Below are 20649 nucleotides of genomic sequence, written 5' to 3'. Positions count from 1 at the left end.
CGTCGCCGTCGCCGTCGCCGTCACCGGCCGGTCAGTTCTTGGCCGCGGTCCAGCCCACCACCTCGATCCGTGCCGCGTCCGCCGGCCTGGCCTCGTCGAACACGACCCGGTCGTCGTCCGCGACCCGTTGCGCGTCCACGTACACGCCCCGGCCTACGTAGAGCCGGTCCGTCGCGTACCGCCAGCGCAGGACGAGTCGGCGGGCCTCGGGCAGATCCGCGGAGAGCCGGTGCCAGACCCGGCCCGACCAGCCGGTGACGGAACCGGTGGGGTGATCCTGGGCGGCCTCGCCGTGCCGGGCGGTGGTGAACGGCACCGGCCGCCAGGTCGTGCCGCCGTCCGTCGAGGACTCCAGGAAGAGGGCGTCCGCCTGCGGTTCGGTGTCCCACCACAGGGCGCAGCGCAGACGCCCTCCCGCGCCGAGGTCCAGCGCGGGCAGCGTCAGCGTGGCGGACGTGGCGGTCGCCATGCCGGAGAACCAGGCCGTACGTCCTCGCGCGGGCCGGACCGGCACGGCGCGGGCCAGGTTGTTGGCGGCGGCCACCCGGGGAGCGGACCCCGACCGCCAACTGCGCACGGGATGAACGGAGTTGCCGAGCACGATCAGGAACGAGTCGGTCGTCGGGTCGAGGACGAGCGACGTGCCGGTGAAGCCGGTGTGACCCGCGGTGCGCGGTGTGGCCATCGCGCCCATGTACCAGTGCTGGTAGAGCTCGAAGCCGAGGCCGTGCTCGTCGCCGGGGAAGGCCGTGTTGAAGTCGGTGAACATCAACTCCACGGACTCGGACTCCAGGATGCGCGCCCTGCCGTACACACCGCCGTTGAGCAGCGTCCGGCCGAGGATCGCCAGGTCCCATGCGGTGGAGAAGACACCGGCGTGGCCCGCCACACCGCCGAGGCTGTACGCGTTCTCGTCGTGCACCTCGCCCCATACGAGGCCGCGGTCGAGCCCCGACCACGGTTTGCGGGCGTCCTCGGTGGCGGCGGTCTTCGGCCTCCAGGAGGCAGGCGGGTTGAAGCGGGTGCGGCGCATCCCGAGCGGGTCGGTGATCTCGCTGCGCAGCAGGGCGTCCAGGGCGTGACCGGTGATCTTCTCCAGGACGAGCTGGAGCGAGATCAGATTGAGGTCCGAGTAGAGGTACCTGGTGCCCGGCGGGTTGAGCGGCGCCTCCTTCCAGATGAGCTGGAGCTTCTCCTCGTGCGTCGGCGCGCTGTAGAGCGGGATCCAGGCGCGGAACCCCGAGGTGTGGGTGAGCAGTTGACGGATCGTGATGTCCTGCTTGCCCGCGCCGCCGAAGTCCGGGAGGTAGGAGGCGACCTTCCCCTCCAGCTCCAACTCGCCGCGCTCGATCTGCTGCACGGCGAGGATCGACGTGAACAGCTTCGACACCGAGGCGAGATCGAAGACCGTGTCCTTGGCCATCGCGATCTGCTGGTCGGCGGGGAACTCGACGGCGGTGTCGGTCTTCTCGTCGTACGCCGAGTAGCGCACCGCCTTGCCGATCGGGTGGTGCAGCGCGACCGTGCCGCCGCGTCCGGCGAGCAGCACGGCGCCCGCGTACCAGGGGTACTTGGGGGAGGGGCCGAGGAACGCCTCGGCGTCGGTGACGAGTTGGCGCAGGTGGGCGGGGAGCAGTCCGGCGCGCTCGGCGGATCCGTGCCGCAGCGTCGGGTGGCCGTGAGCGTCGCCGTTGCTCTCGTCGGCGTCGGGTGCCGCCGACGCCGCCGGGAGGGGCGCGAGGATCAACGCGCCGCCCAACGCCGTCAAACCCCGGCCCAGTTGACGTCGGGTCGGCCCGCCGCCCGCTCTGTCCGTCATCGAGGAGCCTTCCGTTGAGACGCTGTGCCGCTGTGGCCGCCTGAAAGTATCTTTCCGAGTTCGCCGTGCTCGGTGGAACTTTTGTGTCAGACGGGGGACGTGTCAACGGTGTCGTCCGGACCGGTTCCGGTTCGATAAAATCACTGGAAACTGACGGTCCATCAGAAAAAGTCTTCCCTCGTCCGGAGGACTGCGGCATCCTGCGCCCATGCAGACGGAGCTGAGCAAGAAACTGGGAGTCGAGCACGCCCTCTTCGGCTTCACGCCGTTCCCCGCCGTCGCCGCTGCCATCAGCCGGGCCGGCGGGTTCGGCGTGCTCGGTGCGGTCCGCTACACCGCCCCCGACGACCTCAAACGCGACCTCGACTGGATCGAGGCGCACGTCGACGGAATGCCGTACGGACTGGACGTCGTCATGCCCGCCAAGAAGGTCGAGGGTGTGACCGAGGCGGACGTCGAGGCGATGATCCCGGAAGGGCACCGCCAGTACGTCAAGGACACCCTGGCCAAGTACGGGGTGCCCGAACTCGCCGAGGGCGAGGCCTCCGGCTGGCGCATCACCGGCTGGATGGAACAGGTCGCCCGCAACCAACTCGACGTCGCCTTCGACTATCCGATCAAGCTGCTGGCCAATGCGCTCGGGTCACCGCCCGCCGACGTCATCCAGCGCGCCCACGACCAGAACGTGCTCGTCGCCGCGCTCGCGGGCAGCGCCCGGCACGCGCGCAAGCACGCCGAGGCGGGCATCGACATCGTCGTCGCGCAGGGGTACGAGGCCGGTGGCCACACCGGTGACATCGCCTCGATGGTCCTGACGCCCGAAGTCGTCGAGGCCGTCGATCCGTTGCCCGTGCTCGCGGCGGGCGGCATCGGCAGCGGACAGCAGATGGCCGCCGCGCTCACGCTCGGCGCCCAGGGTGTGTGGCTCGGCTCCATATGGCTGACCGTCACAGAGGCGGACATGCACTCGCGTGCCCTGACCCGCAAACTGCTCGCCGCCGGGTCGGGCGACACGGTCCGCTCGCGCGCGCTGACCGGGAAACCCGCACGTCAGCTGCGTACCGAATGGACCGACGCCTGGGACGACCCCAACGGACCCGGCACCCTCCCCATGCCCCTGCAGGGGCTGCTGGTCGCCGACGCGGTCTCGCGGATCCAGCGGCACGAGGTCGAACCGCTGCTCGGGACGCCCGTGGGACAGATCGTCGGCCGGATGAACAGCGAACGCAGCGTCCAGGAAGTCGTCGACGACCTCACCCGCGACTTCGAGAAGGCCGTCGACCGACTCAACCGCATCGCCGGAAGGAGCCCCGAGTGAGCCAGCCCCCCAACGGCTTCTGGGCCCAGGCCACCGCCGACCCCGAACGCACCGTGCTCATCGCGACCGACGGCGAGGAATGGACCGCAGGACGCCTGCACGCCGAGACCAACCGGCTGGTGCACGGACTGCGCGCCGCCGGGCTCGAACGCGGCGACGCCTTCGCCGTCGTACTGCCCAACGGCGTCGAGTTCTTCACCGCGTACCTGGCCGCCTCGCAGGCCGGCTTCTACCTCGTGCCCGTCAACCACCATCTTGTCGGCCCCGAGATCGCCTGGATCGTCTCCGACTCCGGCGCCAAGGTGCTCATCGCCCACGAGCGGTTCGCCGACGCGGCACGCCACGCGGCCGACGAGGCGAAGCTCCCCGAGGAGCGGCGGTACGCGGTCGGCGCGGTTCAGGGCTTCCGGCCGTACGCCGAACTCCTCGACGGGCAGCCCGAGTCGGTGCCCGAGGACCGCACGCTCGGCTGGGTCATGAACTACACCTCCGGGACCACCGGCCGCCCGCGCGGCATCCGGCGGCCCCTCTCCGGCAAGCTCCCCGAGGAGTCGTATCTCGGCGGATTCCTCGCCATCTTCGGCATCAAGCCGTTCGACGACAACGTGCATCTGGTGTGCTCCCCGCTCTACCACACGGCTGTCCTCCAGTTCGCGGGCGCGTCCCTGCACATCGGCCATCGGCTGGTGCTGATGGACAAATGGACGCCCGAGGAGATGCTCCGGCTCATCGACGCCCACCGGTGCACGCACACCCATATGGTCCCGACCCAGTTCCACCGCCTGCTCGCGTTGCCGGAGCGCACGAGGGCGGCCTATGACGTGTCGTCCATGCGGCATGCCATCCATGGCGCAGCCCCGTGCCCGGACCACGTGAAACGGGCCATGATCGAGTGGTGGGGCCACAGTGTCGAGGAGTACTACGCGGCCAGTGAGGGCGGCGGCGCCTTCGCGACCGCCGAGGACTGGCTGAAGAAGCCCGGCACGGTCGGCAAGGCCTGGCCCATCAGCGAGCTGGCCGTCTTCGACGACGACGGAAACCGGCTGCCACCCGGTGAACTGGGCACCGTCTACATGAAGATGAGCACAGGCGGATTCTCGTACCACAAGGACGAGAGCAAGACGAAGAAGAACCGCATCGGGGACTTCTTCACCGTCGGTGACCTGGGATATCTCGACGAGGACGGCTATCTCTTCCTCCGCGACCGCAAGATCGACATGATCATCTCGGGCGGGGTCAACATCTACCCCGCGGAGATCGAGGCCGCCCTGCTCACTCACCCCGCCGTCGCGGACGCCGCCGCCTTCGGGATTCCGCACGACGACTGGGGCGAGGCGGTCAAGGCCGTCGTCGAGGCGGCCCCCGGCTTCGAGGCGGGCGAGGCGCTGGCCGCCGCCATCCTGGAGCACTGCGAGCAGCAGCTGGCCGGCTACAAGCGGCCCAGGAGTGTCGACTTCATCGAGACGATGCCGCGCGATCCCAACGGCAAGCTCTACAAACGGCGACTGCGGGACCCGTACTGGGAGGGGCGGACCCGTCCCGTGTGAGCTCAGGATCCGACGGGCACGTCGCCTTGGACCTCAGCCCGGTCCGGGTCCGGGGCGACGGGACGTGCGGTGTGACGTGCAGGGTGCTGCGCGGTGTGACGTGCCGCAGGTGGATTCTCGGGGCGTACCTGCGGCTTCTCGGGACGCAGGTGCTGCCCGGGCGCTCGTCGCGACGGCTCGACACGGCGTGCCAGCTTCCGGCCCCAGGCCTGGCCCGGAGCCTCGATGTACCGATAGGTCAGCGCGCACAGCGGCAGGAGCACGGCGAGGAACGCCAGCACGAGTACGGGATTGTCGCGCGGCCACCGGCCGATCGTGCCGTCGCTCACCGCCAGCAGCACCGGGTGCAGCAGATAGACCGAGTAACTGATCATCCCCAGCCAGATCAGCCCACGCGGAATCCGCCGGTGGCGCGACGCCAGTGCGACGCCGAAGGTGAGCACGGCCAGCAGGAACGCCACGATCCAGCCCTGCCGGGTGAAGGGCGCCTCGTCGCTGTTCCAGTACGCACTGGCCACGGCGCAGGCGACCACCACCGCGGCCGTGCAGCCCGCCCACCACCAGGAGCTCTGACCCTTCTCGGCCCGGTGGACGGCGGTGCCGAGGAACATCACGGCGAGGATGATCAGGCCCTCCCACAGGGGAACCGTGCCGTTGAACGGGACCAGGACGAGCGCCAGCACCCCGCCCAGCACCCCGCCGAACACGCGAAGCGCGGGCTGCCCGGAGCTCGCACAGCAGATCGCGACCACCAGGCCTCCCGAGGCGAGCGCGATCAGCGGGCCCGTGCCGACGAGGCCGGACAGGGCGGAGTCAGGCAGCGTGACGCCTGCGGCCACGCTCCCGGCGGCCAGTACGGCCAGAGTGACGGCGACCGCCGCCGACCGCTGGTGCAGCCGGACCGTGAAGAGCGCGACGACCAGCAGATAGAAGGCCATCTCGTACGAGAGCGTCCACAGGACGAGCAGGACACTGGGCGTGCCCAGCAGCTCCTGAAGCAGACCGGCATGGGCGACCGTCGCCGTGGCCGTGCCCTGGCCACCGAGGTCGCGCATGTCCGCGAGGCCCAGGACGCTGACGGCGAGGACGGCGGCGACGGCAGTCGCCCACAGCGGGTACATGCGGAACACCCGCCCGATCCAGAACGTCCGGACACAGCCTCGGCGCTCCAGCGAGGCGGGGATGATGTAGCCGCTGACCAGGAAGAACACCAGGATGCCGTAGCGGCCGGTGTTGAACTGCGGCATCAGTTCCTGGCGGAACTCCGGCATGAAGGAGTACGACGCGTGCTCGAACACCACGACGAGTGCCGCGATGCCACGCAACGCGTCCAGCCAGGCCAACCGTCGTGGACCGACCGACGTCCGAGGCGCGGGTGGTGGCGTGGGTAGTTGCGCGGATGCGGAGGGTGACTGTTCCAGGGCGGGAGGCCGGATTGCTGGCCTGATGTCCATAACTACCATTACGCGCCCTTTGTCGCCGATGGTCAACGACGGCTCGGGGCCGGTGCACATGCGTGTGGTCCCGCCCCACATGGGACGCCGTTGGCTAATTCGGCCCGCCGGTCTATCCGGCGGGTCGAAGTGCCGTCAGGTGGGAGGTCCGGGTTCGGGCTCGGGGTCTGTGCGTGAGCCAGGCATCGATGCGGGCGAGGTTGATCGCTGCTCCGGTGAGTTGGTGCTGGAGGCTTGTCTTGCCCAGCCCGCGGTAGCGGGATCTGCGCAGGCCGAAGGCAAGGACGCCTTGGGAGATGGTGCCCTCGACGCCGGCGCGGGTCTTGTATCGCTGCTTCCATTCGGGAGTCTGCTGGGTGGCTCGGGCTGCTCTGATCGCGTCGTGCTCGTCCTGGTGACGGAATTCAAGCTCGCGGCGTTTGGCTGTGGGAGAGCTGATGCAGGCACTGCGGACTGGACACGGCTGGCAGTCGTTCCTGGAGAACCAGATGCGGATGCTCGGGTTGCCCTTGTGGATTCGGTTCTTCCACCCGCTCGTGGTGCTGCCGCCCGGGCAGGTCACGGTCTTGTTGTCCCAGTCGATGGAGAACGCGTCCAGGGAGTAGGAGCCGCTGTGCGAGTCGGCCTGGCTGCTGGTGTTGGAGGGCATCGGTCCAACCACCTCGACGCCCAGATCACGGCGGGTAGCCACCAGCGTGGGTCCGTCGACATAACCGGCGTCAAGGAAATGCTCGGTCGGCAGCCGCTCCCGTTCGGCGAGCTGGGCATGGATGACGGTGGTCATCGCGATGTCCGGGACGGTGGCGACGGTGGTGGCGACGTGGGTGAGCAGGTTCGGCGCCCCCGTCTCGCACGTCTCGGTCAGATGGACCTTGTAGCCGTCCCACATGGTGTCGCGCTTGACGCCGCAGCGCGCGTCCGGGTCATACGGTGTGACCAGCCGCTTCGCGCCTGGTGGACGGTCTTTTGGGCCACGCCTTTGCACCTCCCCGTCGACAAGCTGGAAGTGCTGAACCCAGACCTGCCGCAAGATTCCCACCGCAGGAAGTTCCCGCAGATGAGGTGGCGCCCCCGCCCCGTGCACGGCCTGAAGCAGGTGCATACCGTCACCCCCGATCCGCAGTCCGATTGCGTCCCGGCCGCTGCGGCTCTTGGGAAACCGGCTGTCCTCCAGCCTGGTGGCGTAGTGCTTGAACCAGTCGGGCAAGGCGATCACCTCCATCCAGTCCGGCGCCGCGTGGGCCACCGCGTTCAAGGCGGCACGCAGGGTCTCCCCGATCTGCTCCAGCCAGCACAACTCCCGTGCCGAGGAAAGCACGTGCGTGGAGTCGGTGCGAGCCTTCCCGCCGGTCTTCAGCAGCCCCCGCACACCGGCTGCCTTGAGCACCGCGTTGAGCAACTCCCGTCCTGCCTCGGCAGCGACCAGGCGGTCCCGGAACTCCGAGAGGACCGAGTAGTCGAATCCCGCATCGCCGAGCTCCAGCCCGAGGGCATATTTCCAATCAATGCGAGCCCGCACGGCCTCCGCGGCCTGCCGGTCCGACAGGCCCTCGACGAACTGCAGCACAAGCACCAGCGCCAGCCGGCCCGGCGACCATGCAGGCTTGCCCCGGGCCGGGAACAACCCGGAGAACGCCTCGTCCCGGAACAACACGCCCAACTCATCACGGACCCGGATCGCCAGACTGCCCTTCGGGAACGCCTTCCGCGCCACCCGGACCGTCTCGGCCGGCACCTCACCCGGCTCCTGAACATGCAACGACACGGACGCGCCCTCCCCAGACACAACGTCGGCCTACACGACCACAACCAGGTCGTGTAGGCCGACGTCACGCACAGGGCCCCAATTCGCCAACGGCGTCCCACATGGGGCGGGACCACATGTGCGCCTGCCTATTCGTGCACTCGCACGACCTTGAGCGCGGGCGAGGAGAGGATGTCCTTCTCGCAGAAGCGGGACGTCGCCCACTTCTCGCGCGAGAACAGCCGCGTCTGGTCGGCGAAATGGTCCGAGTTCGGATTCGACGACTGGGAGTACGTGAGGAGCGTCCGGGCCACCGGGCAGCCGCTGCCGTCCCAGCCGACCGCCTGGACGTGGCTCGAACCCATGGAGACCTCGGTGTAGCCGCCGGCCGCCGAGTCCCACACCGGCTCGATCTTGTTCCACACGCCGAGCGACTCGGTGCCGCCCGGAACCGGGATGCGCTGACCACCGCGTACGACGAACTGGTTCGCCCCGAGTTTCGCGTCCAGGGTGATCCCCGCCGTACGCAGTTCGGCCACGGTGTCGGCGAGGGCCCTGGCGAAGCCCGGCGCGTCCGTGTTCAGCGTGTTCGGGGTGCGGACCGGGTCCGCCGCCGAGAACGGCACCTTCCACAGCTGCGCACCCGGCACCGCCCTGATCAGCTTCCGCCAGAACCGGTCGAAGAGCAGCGCGCCCCTGCTGTCGGTGTCCATGGAGTGGTCCCACGCCTTGAACACACCGCAGGCCTCCGTGACGTCAACTGCCTTGCCGTCGCTGCCTGTTGCCGAGCCTCCCGGGAGCGCCGCACACGCGCGGGCGGTGGTGTCCGCCGCGAGATCACCCGCGGTCACCCGGTTGGCGAACTGCTGGCGCTGAAGGTCCTTGACGGTCAGCTCACCGCGTTCGGCCATCGCGGCCACGTCCTCGATCGCGCCGCGGGTGCGCATCGAGCGCTGGGTTCCGACCGTGCCGAAGATCCGCTCGTAACCCGTCAGCGGCCGGTCGGCGTTGGCCAGCCAGGCACTGTCGTTGGAGTTCTCCGCGTACGGCGCGTCCTTCAGCGTCGGCATCCGCGCCGGCCCGAAGATCCCCGGCTGTACGGCGTCGGCGTCACTGCCCAGTACGCAGTCGCCGCGCGAGCCGTCGAGGACCGCGACCCCAGCGGCCGGATACGTGGCCTTGCCGAGCGCGGTCGAGCAGCGGGTCGCCAACTCGTTCGTGACCCGGGGCAGTACCTGCGACTGGCTGAACAGGGAGTGCCCCGAGGAGTCGGCCGCGACGGTGTTCACCCAGGGCAATCCCTGGTTCCGGGTGAGTGATCCGAGGACGTCGGCGGTGCTGCGCGCCTTGCTGAAACCGAGGGAGGTGTCGGCGAAGCGCAGGTTAGCCGCGTTCGGGTCGTTCAGCGCGTACGCCGTCGTCGTGGTCCAGGGCAGCGGCAGTTCGCCGTCGGGGGAGGAGAGCACCGGGCCGTAGCGGGTCCACCACTGTGTCCGGGTCACCGGTGAGCCGTCCTTGACCGCGACGGTCACGGTTCGCTCGGTCATCCGCTCGGGCGTGCCGTCGACCAGATAGGCCGTCGGGTCGCCCGGAACCAGCGTCAGCTGATGGATGGTGAAGGGGACACCGGTCGAGACGGTGTGGCTCCACGCCACATGCGCGTTGTAGCCGATGGAGATCGTCGGTGTGCCGAGCAGCGAGCCGCCCGAGACGTTCAGCTCGCCCGGGATCGTCTGCTGCGCCTGCCAGAACCGGCGCCCGCCGTGCCACGGATAGTGCGGGTTGCCCAGCAGCAGACCACGGCCGTTCGCCGTCGTGCTGCCGTCGAAGGCGACCGCGTTGGAACCCATGGAGCCGTCGGGCAGCAGTTCGCGCACGGCTCGGACGAGGTCCTCGGCGTCCGGGGTGCGGGCAGCCGGGGTGCCCGGGGCGGCGGAGCCGGTGGGCGGCCGAGCGGCGGTGATGTCGTCGACGGTGCCTCCCTGGCCGCCGAGCACGGCCAAGGCGTACAAACGGGTGGCCACATCGAGCGCGGTGACCGGCCGCACCCAGGAGGCTCCCCTGCACGCCGGGTCGCTGATCCGTTTCTGCTTCAGCCAGGCGTTGTAGCCGGCCGCCCAGCCGCGCATCAGGTCCTTCACCTGACGGCTCGGCCCTCGGGGCGCGGGCTGGTCGAGGAGCTTCTGTACGGTGCCGGCGTCCCGCACCCCGCGGAAGTACAGGTCGCTGGAGAGGTTCTCGCCGGCCGACGAGAGCGAGCCGTCCGGCGCCGCCTCGGGGCCGAAGACGCGGGAACGCTCGCCGCGGACGGTCACGAAGCCGTCGGCGAGCACACACACCTGGTCGGCGGCCTGCGCCCATCCGGTGCCGAAGCCGAGATTCGCGTAGTCCTTCGCGACGACGTGCGGAATGCCGTACTCGGTGTAGCGGACGACGGCGGACAGACCACCGTGGGCGGGACGTTCCTGACGGTCCTGGCTCTGAGCCGTAGCGGCCGGCAGCGCGGCCGAGGCGGTCGCCAGGGCGACGGCCGTGACGAGAAGCTGTCTCAGGCGGGTGCGCATCGTGCCTCCCAACATCATTGAGGGAAGGGGCGGTTGAGCGTGACAACGGGCTACGCCGGGCAGGCGCCCGGGTCCTGACCTCCGGGTACGGGACTTGACCCCGCTCGCCGAACGGAACGAGGATCACGTGTCATGACGCCTGGACACGGCAGCACGGTTGACGGGGTGCTGCGCCGCAGTGCCCGACGTACCCCCGAGCGCACAGCGGTCACCTACCGCGACCGCTCCTGGACGTACGCCGAACTCGACGAGGCCGTTTCCCGCGCGGCCCAGGTGCTGACCTCCTCGGGCCTGGCTCCCGGCGACCGTGTCGGCGCCTACGGCCACAACTCGGACGCGTACCTCATCGGCTTCCTGGCCTGCTCCCGGGCCGGGCTCGTACACGTACCGGTCAACCAGAACCTGACGGGCGACGACCTCTCGTACATCGTCGGCCAGTCCGGCAGCACGCTCGTCCTGGCCGACCCCGACCTCGCGGACCGACTCCCCGACGGCGTACGGGTGATGCCGCTGCGCGACTCCGACGACTCGCTGCTCGCGCGGCTGGAGTCGACACCTCCGTACGACGGTCCCGAGCCGCGCACCGAGGATCTGGTGCAACTGCTCTACACCTCCGGGACGACGGCCCTGCCCAAGGGCGCGATGATGACGCACCGCGCGCTGGTGCACGAGTACCTGAGCGCGATCACCGCGCTCGACCTGAGTGCGGGCGACCTGCCCGTCCACTCGTTGCCGCTGTACCACTCGGCGCAGATGCATGTGTTCCTCCTGCCGTATCTCGCGGTCGGCGCGCGGAACACCATCCTCGACGCACCCGACGCCGAGCAGCTCTTCGACCTGATCGAGGCCGGTCGCGCGGACAGCCTCTTCGCGCCGCCCACCGTGTGGATCGGCCTGTCGAACCGCCCCGACTTCGCGACCCGCGACCTGAGCGGACTGCGCAAGGCCTACTACGGGGCGTCGATCATGCCGGTGCCCGTCCTGGAACGGCTGCGGGAACGGCTCCCCAAACTGGCCTTCTACAACTGTTTCGGCCAGAGCGAGATCGGCCCGCTGTCCATGGTCCTCGCGCCGAACGAGCACCGGAAGGCACGCCTGGACTCCTGCGGACGTCCGGTGCTGTTCGTGGACGCGAGAGTGGTCGACGAGAACGGCAAGGACGTGCCCGACGGCACGACCGGTGAAGTCGTCTACCGGTCACCGCAGTTGTGCGAGGGCTACTGGGACAAGCCCGAGGAGACCGCCGAGGCCTTCCGGGACGGCTGGTTCCACTCCGGCGATCTCGTGGTGCGGGACGCCCAGGGGTACTTCACCGTCGTCGACCGGGTGAAGGACGTCATCAACTCCGGGGGCGTCCTGGTCGCTTCACGACAGGTCGAGGACGCGCTCTACACACATCCCGAGGTGGCCGAGGTCGCGGTGATCGGGCTGCCGGACGACCGCTGGATCGAGGCCGTGACCGCGGTGGTCGTCCCCCGCGGCACGGTCACGGAGGACGAACTGGTCGCCCACGCGCGCGAGAACCTCGCCCACTTCAAGGCGCCGAAGCGGGTGGTGTTCGTGGACGAACTGCCCCGTAACGCCAGCGGGAAGATCCTCAAGCGGGAGCTGCGGGACCGGTTGGGAGAGGCTTGACCTTTGCCGGGCACGACGTTCGCACTCCCGGTGGTTGAATCCCTGGTGGTCGGATCCTCGGCCGGTGAACTGAATCCGCCGGTGAGCCGTACCAGTAACGGCGGCCCGACTACCCGAGCCTGGTCCGCCGGATCACCACCGGGTTTCGCACGGAAGGACCTTCGGGTTGTCGCGCACCACGAACTCTCACCAGCTGCCGGACATGGACCGGACAACCCCGGAGCCCGAAGTGACACCGGAGGCCCCTCCGGCGGACACCTCCGACGACATCCAGCACAGCACCCCGCTCGAAGAGGTCGCCCCCGCAGAGGGCGTTGCGGCCGAGCATGCCGTTTCTTCTGAGAGCTCTAAGAGCGCTGAGAGGGACGGTGCCGAGAAGGCCACCGCCGCCGATGAGGGGGCTGCGGGGGAGGTGCCTGCGGAGGAGGGGACCACCGCCTCCGAAGAGGAACCTGTCGCCGACATCGACACGGACACGGCTTCTGACAAGGTTTCCGGGGAGCAGGAGGAAGCGCCTGCCGAAGAGGCTTCCGCGAGGGAGAAGGAGACGCCCTCCGGCGAGGCTCCTGCAGTCGAGGAGAGCAAGGCCGCCGCGAAGGACCTCGCGGTCGAGGAGAGCCCGGCCGCCGAGACGGACCCCGCAGACGAGGGCGACACCGGCACCGACGAGGACACCTCCGCCGGCGACGGCCCCGCCGGGCCCCCGGACGAGCCCGCCGCCCCCGGCAAGTGGCGGGACCGGCACCCTGTCGCCGCGCGCAACGTGGGATGGACCGTCACGGGGCTGTCCCTCCTGCTGATCTGCTTCGCGCTTCTCATGCCGACCTCCGCCCCCAAGTTCACGCCCGGCGTTTTCCTGCGCATCCCGGTGGAGGCGGTCCTCGGCGCCGCGGTGCTCATCGTCCTGCCGCGCAGGCCGCGGATAGTGGTGGCGATCCTGTCCGGCGCGATCCTCGGCGTGCTGACCGTCCTGAACCTCCTCGACGTCGGCTTCAACATGTTCCTCGGCCGAGGGTTCAACGTGGTCCTCGACTGGGTCCTGTTCGACGACGCGCAGTCGTACCTCAAGGACACGATGGGCAACGGCGGCGCGATCGGCGCCGTGGTCGCGGTCGTGGCCCTCGTCCTCATCGTCCTCGTCCTGATGACCCTGGCGGTGCTCCGGGTGAGCAACGTCATGACCCGCAATCGCGACGCGGCCAGCCGCGTCACCCTGGTGGTCGGCACCGCCTGGGTCACCTGCGCGGCGCTCGGCCTGCAGCTGTCCGGTCCGGGGATCGCGGCCAGGACCACGGTCGCCCGCGTCGAGGACCGGGTGAACCGGGTGCAGGCGACCCTCAAGGACGAGGCGGCGTTCGCCAAGGAGGCCAAGAAGGACGCCTTCGGCGGCACCCCCGGCGACCAGCTGCTCACCGACCTGCGCGGCAAGGACGTCATGATCGCCTTTATCGAGAGCTACGGCCGCAGCGCGATCGAGGACGAGGCCACCGCCGCGGGCGTCGACGCGACGCTCACGGCCAAGAACGAGGCACTGACCAAGGCCGGCTACTCCGCCAAGAGCGGCTGGCTCACCTCGGCGACGTACGGCGGCAGCAGCTGGCTCGGCCACTCGACCTTCCTGTCGGGCCTGTGGATCAACAACCAGAACCGCTACCGCACCGTCACCGCGGGCGAGCACCTGACCCTCACCGGCGCCTTCAAGCGCACCGGCGCCTGGCGGACCGTAGGTGTCATGCCTGGCATCCAGAAGAACTGGCCGGAGGGCAAGTTCTACGGCCTCGACAACGTCTATGACTCCCGCGAACTCGGCTACGAGGGACCGAAGTTCAGCTGGTCGACCATGCCCGACCAGTACGCCCTGAGCGCCTTCGAGCGCCTTGAGCACGGCAAGAAGCGCGACAAGCCGCTGATGTCGGAGATCATCCTGACCTCAAGCCACCAGCCCTGGGCCCCGATCCCCAAGATGATCCCCTGGGACCAGGTCGGTGACGGCTCGGTCTACGAGGGCATCGAGAAGGCGGGCAAGGACCCCGCGGACGTGTTCTACGACTCCAAGAAGGTCAAGGAGGAGTACGGCAAGTCCATCCAGTACTCGGTGAACTCCCTCATCGACTACGTGGTGAAGTACGGCAGCAAGAACACGGTCCTCGTCTTCCTCGGCGACCACCAGCCGCTGGCCAGCGTCAGCGGCAGCAACGCCAGCCGGGACGTGCCCGTCTCGATCGTCGCCCACGACAAGTCCGTACTCGACAAGATCGACGACTGGGGCTGGACGGACGGCATCAAGCCCGACAAGACGGCGCCGGTGTGGCGGATGGATTCCTTCCGCGACCGCTTCCTGACCGCGTACGGTTCGACGCCCGTCAAGCGGTAGAGGCGTTGCCGTCGGCGATGGCACGGGTCCCGGACCGCGGGGCCTGTGCCTTCTCCGTCGCTCGCGTCGCGACCATGGCCGCGCCCCGGTGCGGACGGTGGCGGCGCACCGGGGCGGACCGTGCGGCTCAGGCCACTTCGAAGATCACGGACTTGAACTTCACGTCGGGGCCGAGCTCTGCGTCCGGGTCAAGCTTCGTGCCCACACCCTGGCAGTCCTCTTCGCTGTAGACCATGGCGTCGGCGTCCGGCAGCTGGTTCCTCGGCGAGAACGCGGTGCCGGGTTTGCCCTCGACCTCGGGGATGTTGATGCACACGCCCTGCTCCGGATTCTCCAGTGTTCCGGCAGTCGGGCCGGCCGAGTCGCCGTACTGGTAGAAGAAGTTGCCGTCGATGGCGTTGGCCGAGGTGGGGACGGTCACGATGAGGGCGAGGGCACCGATGGCGGCGCCGACCGCATGACGAAAACGCACGGGGGAAGGTCCTCTGCTCGATGGACGTCGGCCGGCGGCCGATGATCCGTTCCGGAGCATGCCCTGGAGCGTCGGCGCCTTCGAGAACTCGTCACAGCACGTAAGGGTGATCTTGAAAGTGCTGCCCCCCCGGAAGACGCGAACAAGACAACGGGCGGGGATCCCGCGCCGGGCCGGCGTCTGGCGAATCGCCCAGTGGCGCCTTACCGGCGATCAAGAACCATGCCAGAACGGTCAGTTGGAGGACGTGCTCGGTACCCATTCCGAGCCCGACCGGTCGGAACACGTCGCCCGTGATCGAGGGAGCCCGGGAGATCCGACGGACAGTAACTGTCCGTATTGGATCTAGTGCACTGAGTTATCACCTTTGTACGGTCATAGCGTCGCCAAAACCGCATCTCTCGTATCAATGGAGGATTCGTGGCAAACGTGCGTACTCGACTGGCTGTCCTGGGTTCCGCCGCGGCACTCGCCGCAGCCGCACTCGTCCCCGTACAACTCGCCGGCGCAACCCCGGCAGCCGCGGCGTCCTACGAATGGGTCGCCCTGGGTGACTCCTACACCGCCGGAGTCATCCCGGCGGCGGGCGATACATTCGAAGTGCCCCGCGACGGCTGTGAACGCACCGACCAGTCCTACCCGCAGGTCATCGACCGTGACCTCGGCTCGCTGATCGAGCTGACCAACGTCAGCTGCGGGGCCGCCACCATCGAGGACGTCACCTTCAACGCCCAGCAGCCGATCGGCCGCCACCTGCCGCCCTTCTCGGAAGACCCGGACTACCCGTTCCCCCCGGTACCGCCCCAGTCCGAGGCGGCCCACACGGGCACCGACGTGATCACCGTCGGCGTCGGCGGCAACACCCTCGGATTCGCCGAGATCCTCTTCACCTGCCTGCAACTCGGCGACGGCAGCGGCGGCGTCGGCACGCCGTGCCGCGACGACCTGGCCGGCGACATCCCCGGCCGGCTGGCCAAGGTGAGCCAGGACTACGACGCCATGCTCGCCACCCTGCACGAGCGCGCACCGCACGCCAAGATCGTGAACGTCGGCTACCCGACGGTCATCCCCGAGGACACCTCCAAGTGCCGGTACAACGACTGGGAGCAGTTCGCCTCGATCACCGCGGGGGACCTGGACTGGCTGCGTGACGACGTCCTGGGACCGCTCAACGCCACCATCGAGAAGAGGGCTGGTGAGCGCGGCGACACGTTCGTCGGCCTCGCCGACTCCTCCCGGAACCACAGCGTCTGCGACGCGGGCAAGTGGGTCGAGGGCGTCTTCGCCACCTTCCCGACCGAGGTGGCCTTCGTGCACCCCAACGCCAAGGGCCACAAGAACGCCTCCGATCACGTGGCCGTCGCGATCCTGAACGCTCTCGGTGTGAACTGAGCGATCTGAGGCATCCCCAGGGAGCCGCATCGGGCCACCGGCCGGATGCGGCTCCCGACCCTTGCCTCCGACGCGACCGCACCGAAGCAGACGCATTCACCATGCTCCTGCGATCACCGACAACTCCCTGTTGGGCTGTGGCAGCGCTACGGGATCACGGTGGGAGTGGTCGACTTGACGGGATCGGGCCCCATCAGGCTGATCCCGTCGGCAGGCGGCAGGCGGCAGGCGGCAGGCGGCAGGCGGAGGGTCTAGCGCGGGCGCAGGTCCATGATCCGCTTGATCTTCCCCACGGACCGCTCCAGCGACTCCGGTTCGACGATCTCGACGGTGACCGAGACGCCGATGCCGTCCTTCACGGCCGCCGTGATGGAGCGCGCGGCCTCGTCGCGGATCTCGGGCGTGGCGCCGGCCCGGGCCTCGGCGCGCACGGTGAGCGCGTCGAGACGGCCGTCGCGGGTGAGCCGCAGCTGGAAGTGCGGGGCGACGCCCGGTGTGCGCAGGACGATCTCCTCGATCTGGGTGGGGAAGAGGTTCACGCCGCGCAGGATGACCATGTCGTCACTGCGCCCGGTGATCTTCTGCATCCGGCGGAAGTTCCGGGCCGTGCCGGGCAGCAGCCGTGTGAGGTCCCGGGTCCGGTAGCGGATCACGGGCATGGCTTCCTTGGTGAGCGAGGTGAAGACCAGCTCGCCCTCCTCGCCGTCCGGCAGCACCTCGCCGGTGAACGGATCGACGATCTCCGGGTAGAAGTGGTCCTCCCAGATGTGCAGTCCGTCCTTCGTCTCGACGCACTCCTGGGCGACTCCCGGGCCGATCACCTCCGACAGCCCGTATATGTCGACCGCGTCGATCGCGAACCGCTCCTCGATCTCCCGGCGCATCTCCTCGGTCCAGGGCTCGGCACCGAAGACGCCCACCCGTAGCGAGGTGCCCCGCGGGTCCACGCCCTGCCGCTCGAACTCGTCGAGGAGCGTCAGCATGTAGGAGGGCGTCACCATGATGATCCCGGGCTTCAGATCCTGGATCAGCTGCACCTGGCGCGCGGTCATGCCGCCGGACGCCGGAATGACCGTACAACCGAGCCGTTCGGCGCCGTAGTGGGCGCCGAGCCCGCCGGTGAACAGCCCGTAGCCGTACGCCACATGCACCGTGTCACCGGGCCGGGCGCCGGCCGCGCGGAGCGAGCGGGCCACCATGTCGGACCACATGGAAAGGTCGTTCTCGGTGTAGCCGACGACCGTGGGTCGCCCGGTGGTACCGCTCGACGCGTGGATGCGGCGGATACGGTCCTGCGGCACGGCGAACATCCCGTACGGATAGTTCTCGCGCAGGTCCGCCTTCGTGGTGAACGGGAAGCGCGCCAGATCGGCGAGCGAGTGGCAGTCCTCGGGCCGGAGCCCCGCCTTGTCGAAGGAGTCCCGGTAGAAGGGCACGTTCTCGTACGCGTGCCGCAGCGATGCCCTCAGCCGCTCCAGCTGGAGTGCGCGCAGCCCCTCCGCGTCGAGCCGCTCGCCCTCGTCCAGCAGGTCCGTCGAATCCGCCATGGGGCCGCTCCCTCACCAAACGATCCATTACGGGCGACCGATCATTCGGTCGCTCTGCTCTGGATCAGTAATTCAGGGGCACGGGCGGTCGTCAAGACATGAGGGCGGCCACACAGGAAAGAGGTAGGGTCCACGCCGAGCTCGAGGGGTTCGGTCTAGTGGGCGGCCTCCGCCGCCACCGAGCGCGCCCACCGGTAGTCGGCCTTGCCGCTCGGGGAGCGCTGGATGGAGTCCGTGATCACCAGCTGGCGCGGGATCTTGTAGCCCGCGAGATGAGTGCGGCAGTGGGTCTGGATGTCGTCCAGGGACGGCTGCCCGGCGCCTGTGCGCAGCTGGACCACGGCCGCCACGTGGTTGCCCCACTTCGCGTCGGGCACTCCGGCGACCAGCGCGTCGTAGACGTCGGGATGCGACTTGAGCGCCTGCTCGACCTCCTCCGGGTACACCTTCTCGCCGCCGGTGTTGATGCACTGCGAGCCGCGCCCGAGGACGGTGACGACCCCTTCCTCGTCGACGGTCGCCATGTCGCCGAGCAGCACCCACCGCGCGCCGTCCTTCTCGTAGAAGGTCTCGGCGGTCTTCTTGGGGTCGTTGTAGTAGCCGAGGGGCACATGGCCGCGCTGGGCGACGCGCCCCACCTCGCCGACGGGGACCGGCTCGTACGTCGCCGGATCCACCACCTGCGTACGGGAGTTGACGCGGATCCGGAACCCGCGGTCGGGGCCGGAGTCCTCCGTCGCCGTGCCGTTGAAGCCGGATTCGGAGGAGCCGAAGTTGTTGAGCAGCATGACGTTCGGAATGAGCGCCTGGAACTGCGCGCGCACCGTCTCCGACATGATCGCGCCGGAGGAGGAGACGCTGAACATGGACGAGGTGTCGGTGCCCTTCATGGGCCCGTTCAGCGCGTCGATGAGGGGCCGCAGCATCGCGTCGCCGACCAGCGACACGCTGGTGACCTTCTCCTTCTCGATGGTCCGCAGCACCTCCTCGGGCACGAACTTGCGGTGGATCACGATGCGTTGGCCGAAGTTGAAGCCGATGAAGGCGGTCAGGGTCGAGGTGCCGTGCATCAGCGGGGGCGTGGGGAAGAAGGTGATCCCCTCGCCGCCGGCCGCGACCCGCTCGGCGACCTCCTCCGGCGTCTTCACCGGCTCACCGGTCGGAGCGCCGCCGCCCAACCCCGAGAAGAACAGGTCCTCCTGACGCCACATCACACCCTTGGGCATCCCGGTCGTGCCGCCGGTGTAGATGATGAACTGGTCGTCGGGGGAGCGGGGCAGGAAGCCACGCTCGGACGATCCGGAGGCCTCGATGTCGGCGAAGTCCACCACCGTCGGCAGCGCGGGTGCGTCAGGGGCCGGAGCGCCGACCCGGACAAGATGCCGTAGTGCCGAGGCGCGTGGCAGGGCCGCCGCGACCCGCTCGGTGAACTCCGTGTCGAAGACCAGCGCCGCCAGATCCGCGTCCCGGTAGAGGTAGACCAACTCCTCTTCCACATAGCGGTAGTTGACGTTGACCGGCACGATCCTGGCCTTGAGGCAGCCGAGGACGGTCTGGAGGTACTCGATGCCGTTGTAGAGGTGCAGCCCGAGATGCTCACCGGGGCGTATGCCGCTGTCGATCAGGTGGTGGGCGACGCGGTTGGCCGCCGCGTCCAGTTCCGCGTACGTGAGCCGGCGCTCCGCACCCGTACCGGGGTGGTCGATGTAGACGAGCGCCTCGCGGTCGGGGACCACGTCGACGACCGACTCGAACAGGTCGGCAAGGTTGTACTCCACCGCTCCTCCTGACCCCGGCAAGCTTCGACGAATGGACGTGCGTCATCGCTTCGCCGGTCATCAGAGCAAAGCCCGCCACAACTGTGAAGGGTCCGCGCAGAAGAAATCTGACTGACTGTCAGAAAACCCTTGAACTGGCCCCTCCACTCCTGCAACCTGTTCTCGTTCCTGAGACGGGAGGACGGCAATGGGTGGTACGGAACACCTCACCGTGCAGCGCGAAGGCGCCACACTGGTGCTCACGCTCAACAGGCCCGAGGCCAAGAACGCGCTCTCGCTTCCGATGCTGGTCGGCCTGTACGACGGCTGGGTCGAGGCCGACGCGGACGACGCCATCCGCTCGATCGTCCTCACCGGCGCGGGCGGCGCGTTCTGTGCCGGCATGGACCTCAAGGCCCTCGCGGGCAAGGGGATGGAGGGCCAGCAGTACCGGGACCGCCTCAAGGCCGACCCCGATCTGCACTGGAAGGCGATGCTGCGCCACCACCGCCCGCGCAAGCCCGTGATCGCCGCGGTCGAGGGCCACTGTGTGGCCGGCGGTACCGAGATCCTCCAGGGGACCGACATCCGGGTCGCGGGGGAGTCCGCCACGTTCGGGCTCTTCGAGGTGAAGCGCGGTCTGTTCCCGATCGGTGGCTCGACGGTCCGTCTCCAGCGGCAGATTCCGCGGACGCACGCGCTGGAGATGCTGCTCACCGGCCGTGCGTACTCGGCGCGGGAGGCCGCCGACATCGGTCTGATCGGGCATGTCGTCCCCGACGGGACGGCCCTGGAGAAGGCCCTCGAGATCGCCGGGCAGGTCAACGCCTGTGGTCCGCTCGCCGTCGAGGCCGTGAAGGCGTCCGTGTACGAGACCGCCGAGATGAGCGAGGGGGACGGGCTTGCGGCCGAGCTGAAGAGGGGGTGGCCGGTCTTTGACACGGCCGATGCGAAGGAGGGGGCGCGGGCCTTCGCGGAGAAGCGGCCGCCGGTGTATCGGAGGGAGTGAGCTCCGCGTGCGGCCGG

At 69.1% G+C, this 20649-nt stretch carries 13 protein-coding genes; 6 read left to right on the top strand and 7 right to left on the bottom strand.

Annotated features, from left to right (window positions below):
• Positions 1–31: 31 nt before the first annotated feature.
• Complete coding sequence (locus ACN20J_RS05575) at positions 32–1819, bottom strand: serine hydrolase (protein WP_419665381.1); 1788 nt, start codon at positions 1817–1819, stop codon at positions 32–34.
• 208 nt (positions 1820–2027) lie between these two features.
• Between ACN20J_RS05575 and ACN20J_RS05570 the strand changes: the two genes are divergently transcribed.
• Positions 2028–3137, top strand: coding sequence for an NAD(P)H-dependent flavin oxidoreductase (locus ACN20J_RS05570; protein WP_189838992.1), 1110 nt, complete (start codon positions 2028–2030; stop codon positions 3135–3137).
• Positions 3134–4684 (top strand): acyl-CoA synthetase, encoded by a 1551-nt coding sequence (locus ACN20J_RS05565; RefSeq protein ID WP_419665380.1) that lies wholly within the window; start codon positions 3134–3136, stop codon positions 4682–4684. Before ACN20J_RS05570 ends, ACN20J_RS05565 begins: the two co-directional genes overlap by 4 nt.
• Before the next feature lie 2 nt (positions 4685–4686).
• Here ACN20J_RS05565 and ACN20J_RS05560 read toward each other — a convergent pair whose 3' ends face one another.
• The 3 genes from ACN20J_RS05560 to ACN20J_RS05550 form a co-directional block, all read right to left on the bottom strand.
• Positions 4687–6027, bottom strand: a complete 1341-nt coding sequence (locus ACN20J_RS05560; protein WP_419665379.1) for an acyltransferase family protein — start codon at positions 6025–6027, stop codon at positions 4687–4689.
• A gap of 223 nt (positions 6028–6250) precedes the next feature.
• Positions 6251–7903, bottom strand: coding sequence for an IS1182 family transposase (locus ACN20J_RS05555; protein WP_419665378.1), 1653 nt, complete (start codon positions 7901–7903; stop codon positions 6251–6253).
• A gap of 128 nt (positions 7904–8031) precedes the next feature.
• The gene (locus ACN20J_RS05550; RefSeq protein ID WP_419665377.1) at positions 8032–10446 is read right to left on the bottom strand and encodes a penicillin acylase family protein; all 2415 of its coding nucleotides are present in this window, start codon (positions 10444–10446) and stop codon (positions 8032–8034) included.
• Between the two features lie 132 nt (positions 10447–10578).
• Between ACN20J_RS05550 and ACN20J_RS05545 the strand changes: the two genes are divergently transcribed.
• Together ACN20J_RS05545 and ACN20J_RS05540 are read left to right on the top strand one after the other, a co-directional pair.
• Entirely contained in the window at positions 10579–12081 is a 1503-nt protein-coding gene (locus ACN20J_RS05545) for an acyl-CoA synthetase (protein WP_361899038.1), read from the top strand.
• Between the two features lie 166 nt (positions 12082–12247).
• Positions 12248–14455 carry a sulfatase gene (locus ACN20J_RS05540; protein ID WP_419665376.1) on the top strand — a complete coding sequence of 736 codons (2208 nt, stop codon included), beginning with the start codon at positions 12248–12250 and terminating at the stop codon, positions 14453–14455.
• A 127-nt stretch (positions 14456–14582) separates the two neighbouring features.
• Here the strand turns inward: ACN20J_RS05540 and ACN20J_RS05535 are convergent, their stop codons facing one another.
• Entirely contained in the window at positions 14583–14927 is a 345-nt protein-coding gene (locus ACN20J_RS05535) for a hypothetical protein (RefSeq protein WP_419665375.1), read from the bottom strand.
• A 429-nt stretch (positions 14928–15356) separates the two neighbouring features.
• On the opposite strand from ACN20J_RS05535, the gene ACN20J_RS05530 reads away from it, so the two are divergent.
• Entirely contained in the window at positions 15357–16319 is a 963-nt protein-coding gene (locus ACN20J_RS05530) for an SGNH/GDSL hydrolase family protein (protein WP_419665374.1), read from the top strand.
• Positions 16320–16570: 251 nt separating this feature from the next.
• Here ACN20J_RS05530 and paaK read toward each other — a convergent pair whose 3' ends face one another.
• Positions 16571–17866 (bottom strand): phenylacetate--CoA ligase PaaK, encoded by a 1296-nt coding sequence (gene paaK / locus ACN20J_RS05525; protein ID WP_189838999.1) that lies wholly within the window; start codon positions 17864–17866, stop codon positions 16571–16573.
• A 155-nt stretch (positions 17867–18021) separates the two neighbouring features.
• On the bottom strand, positions 18022–19644 hold the full coding sequence (locus tag ACN20J_RS05520; protein WP_190228424.1) for an acyl-CoA synthetase: 1623 nt from the start codon (positions 19642–19644) through the stop codon (positions 18022–18024).
• 187 nt (positions 19645–19831) lie between these two features.
• On the opposite strand from ACN20J_RS05520, the gene ACN20J_RS05515 reads away from it, so the two are divergent.
• Positions 19832–20632, top strand: a complete 801-nt coding sequence (locus tag ACN20J_RS05515; RefSeq protein WP_190228423.1) for a crotonase/enoyl-CoA hydratase family protein — start codon at positions 19832–19834, stop codon at positions 20630–20632.
• Positions 20633–20649: the final 17 nt, after the last annotated feature.

Source organism: Streptomyces sp. 2-1, from assembly GCF_048564895.1.
GTDB classification, from domain to species: Bacteria; Actinomycetota; Actinomycetes; order Streptomycetales; family Streptomycetaceae; genus Streptomyces; species Streptomyces phaeochromogenes.
The sequence above is the reverse complement of the archived record's forward strand: the minus strand, read 5'-3'. Positions and strand labels throughout refer to the sequence as shown.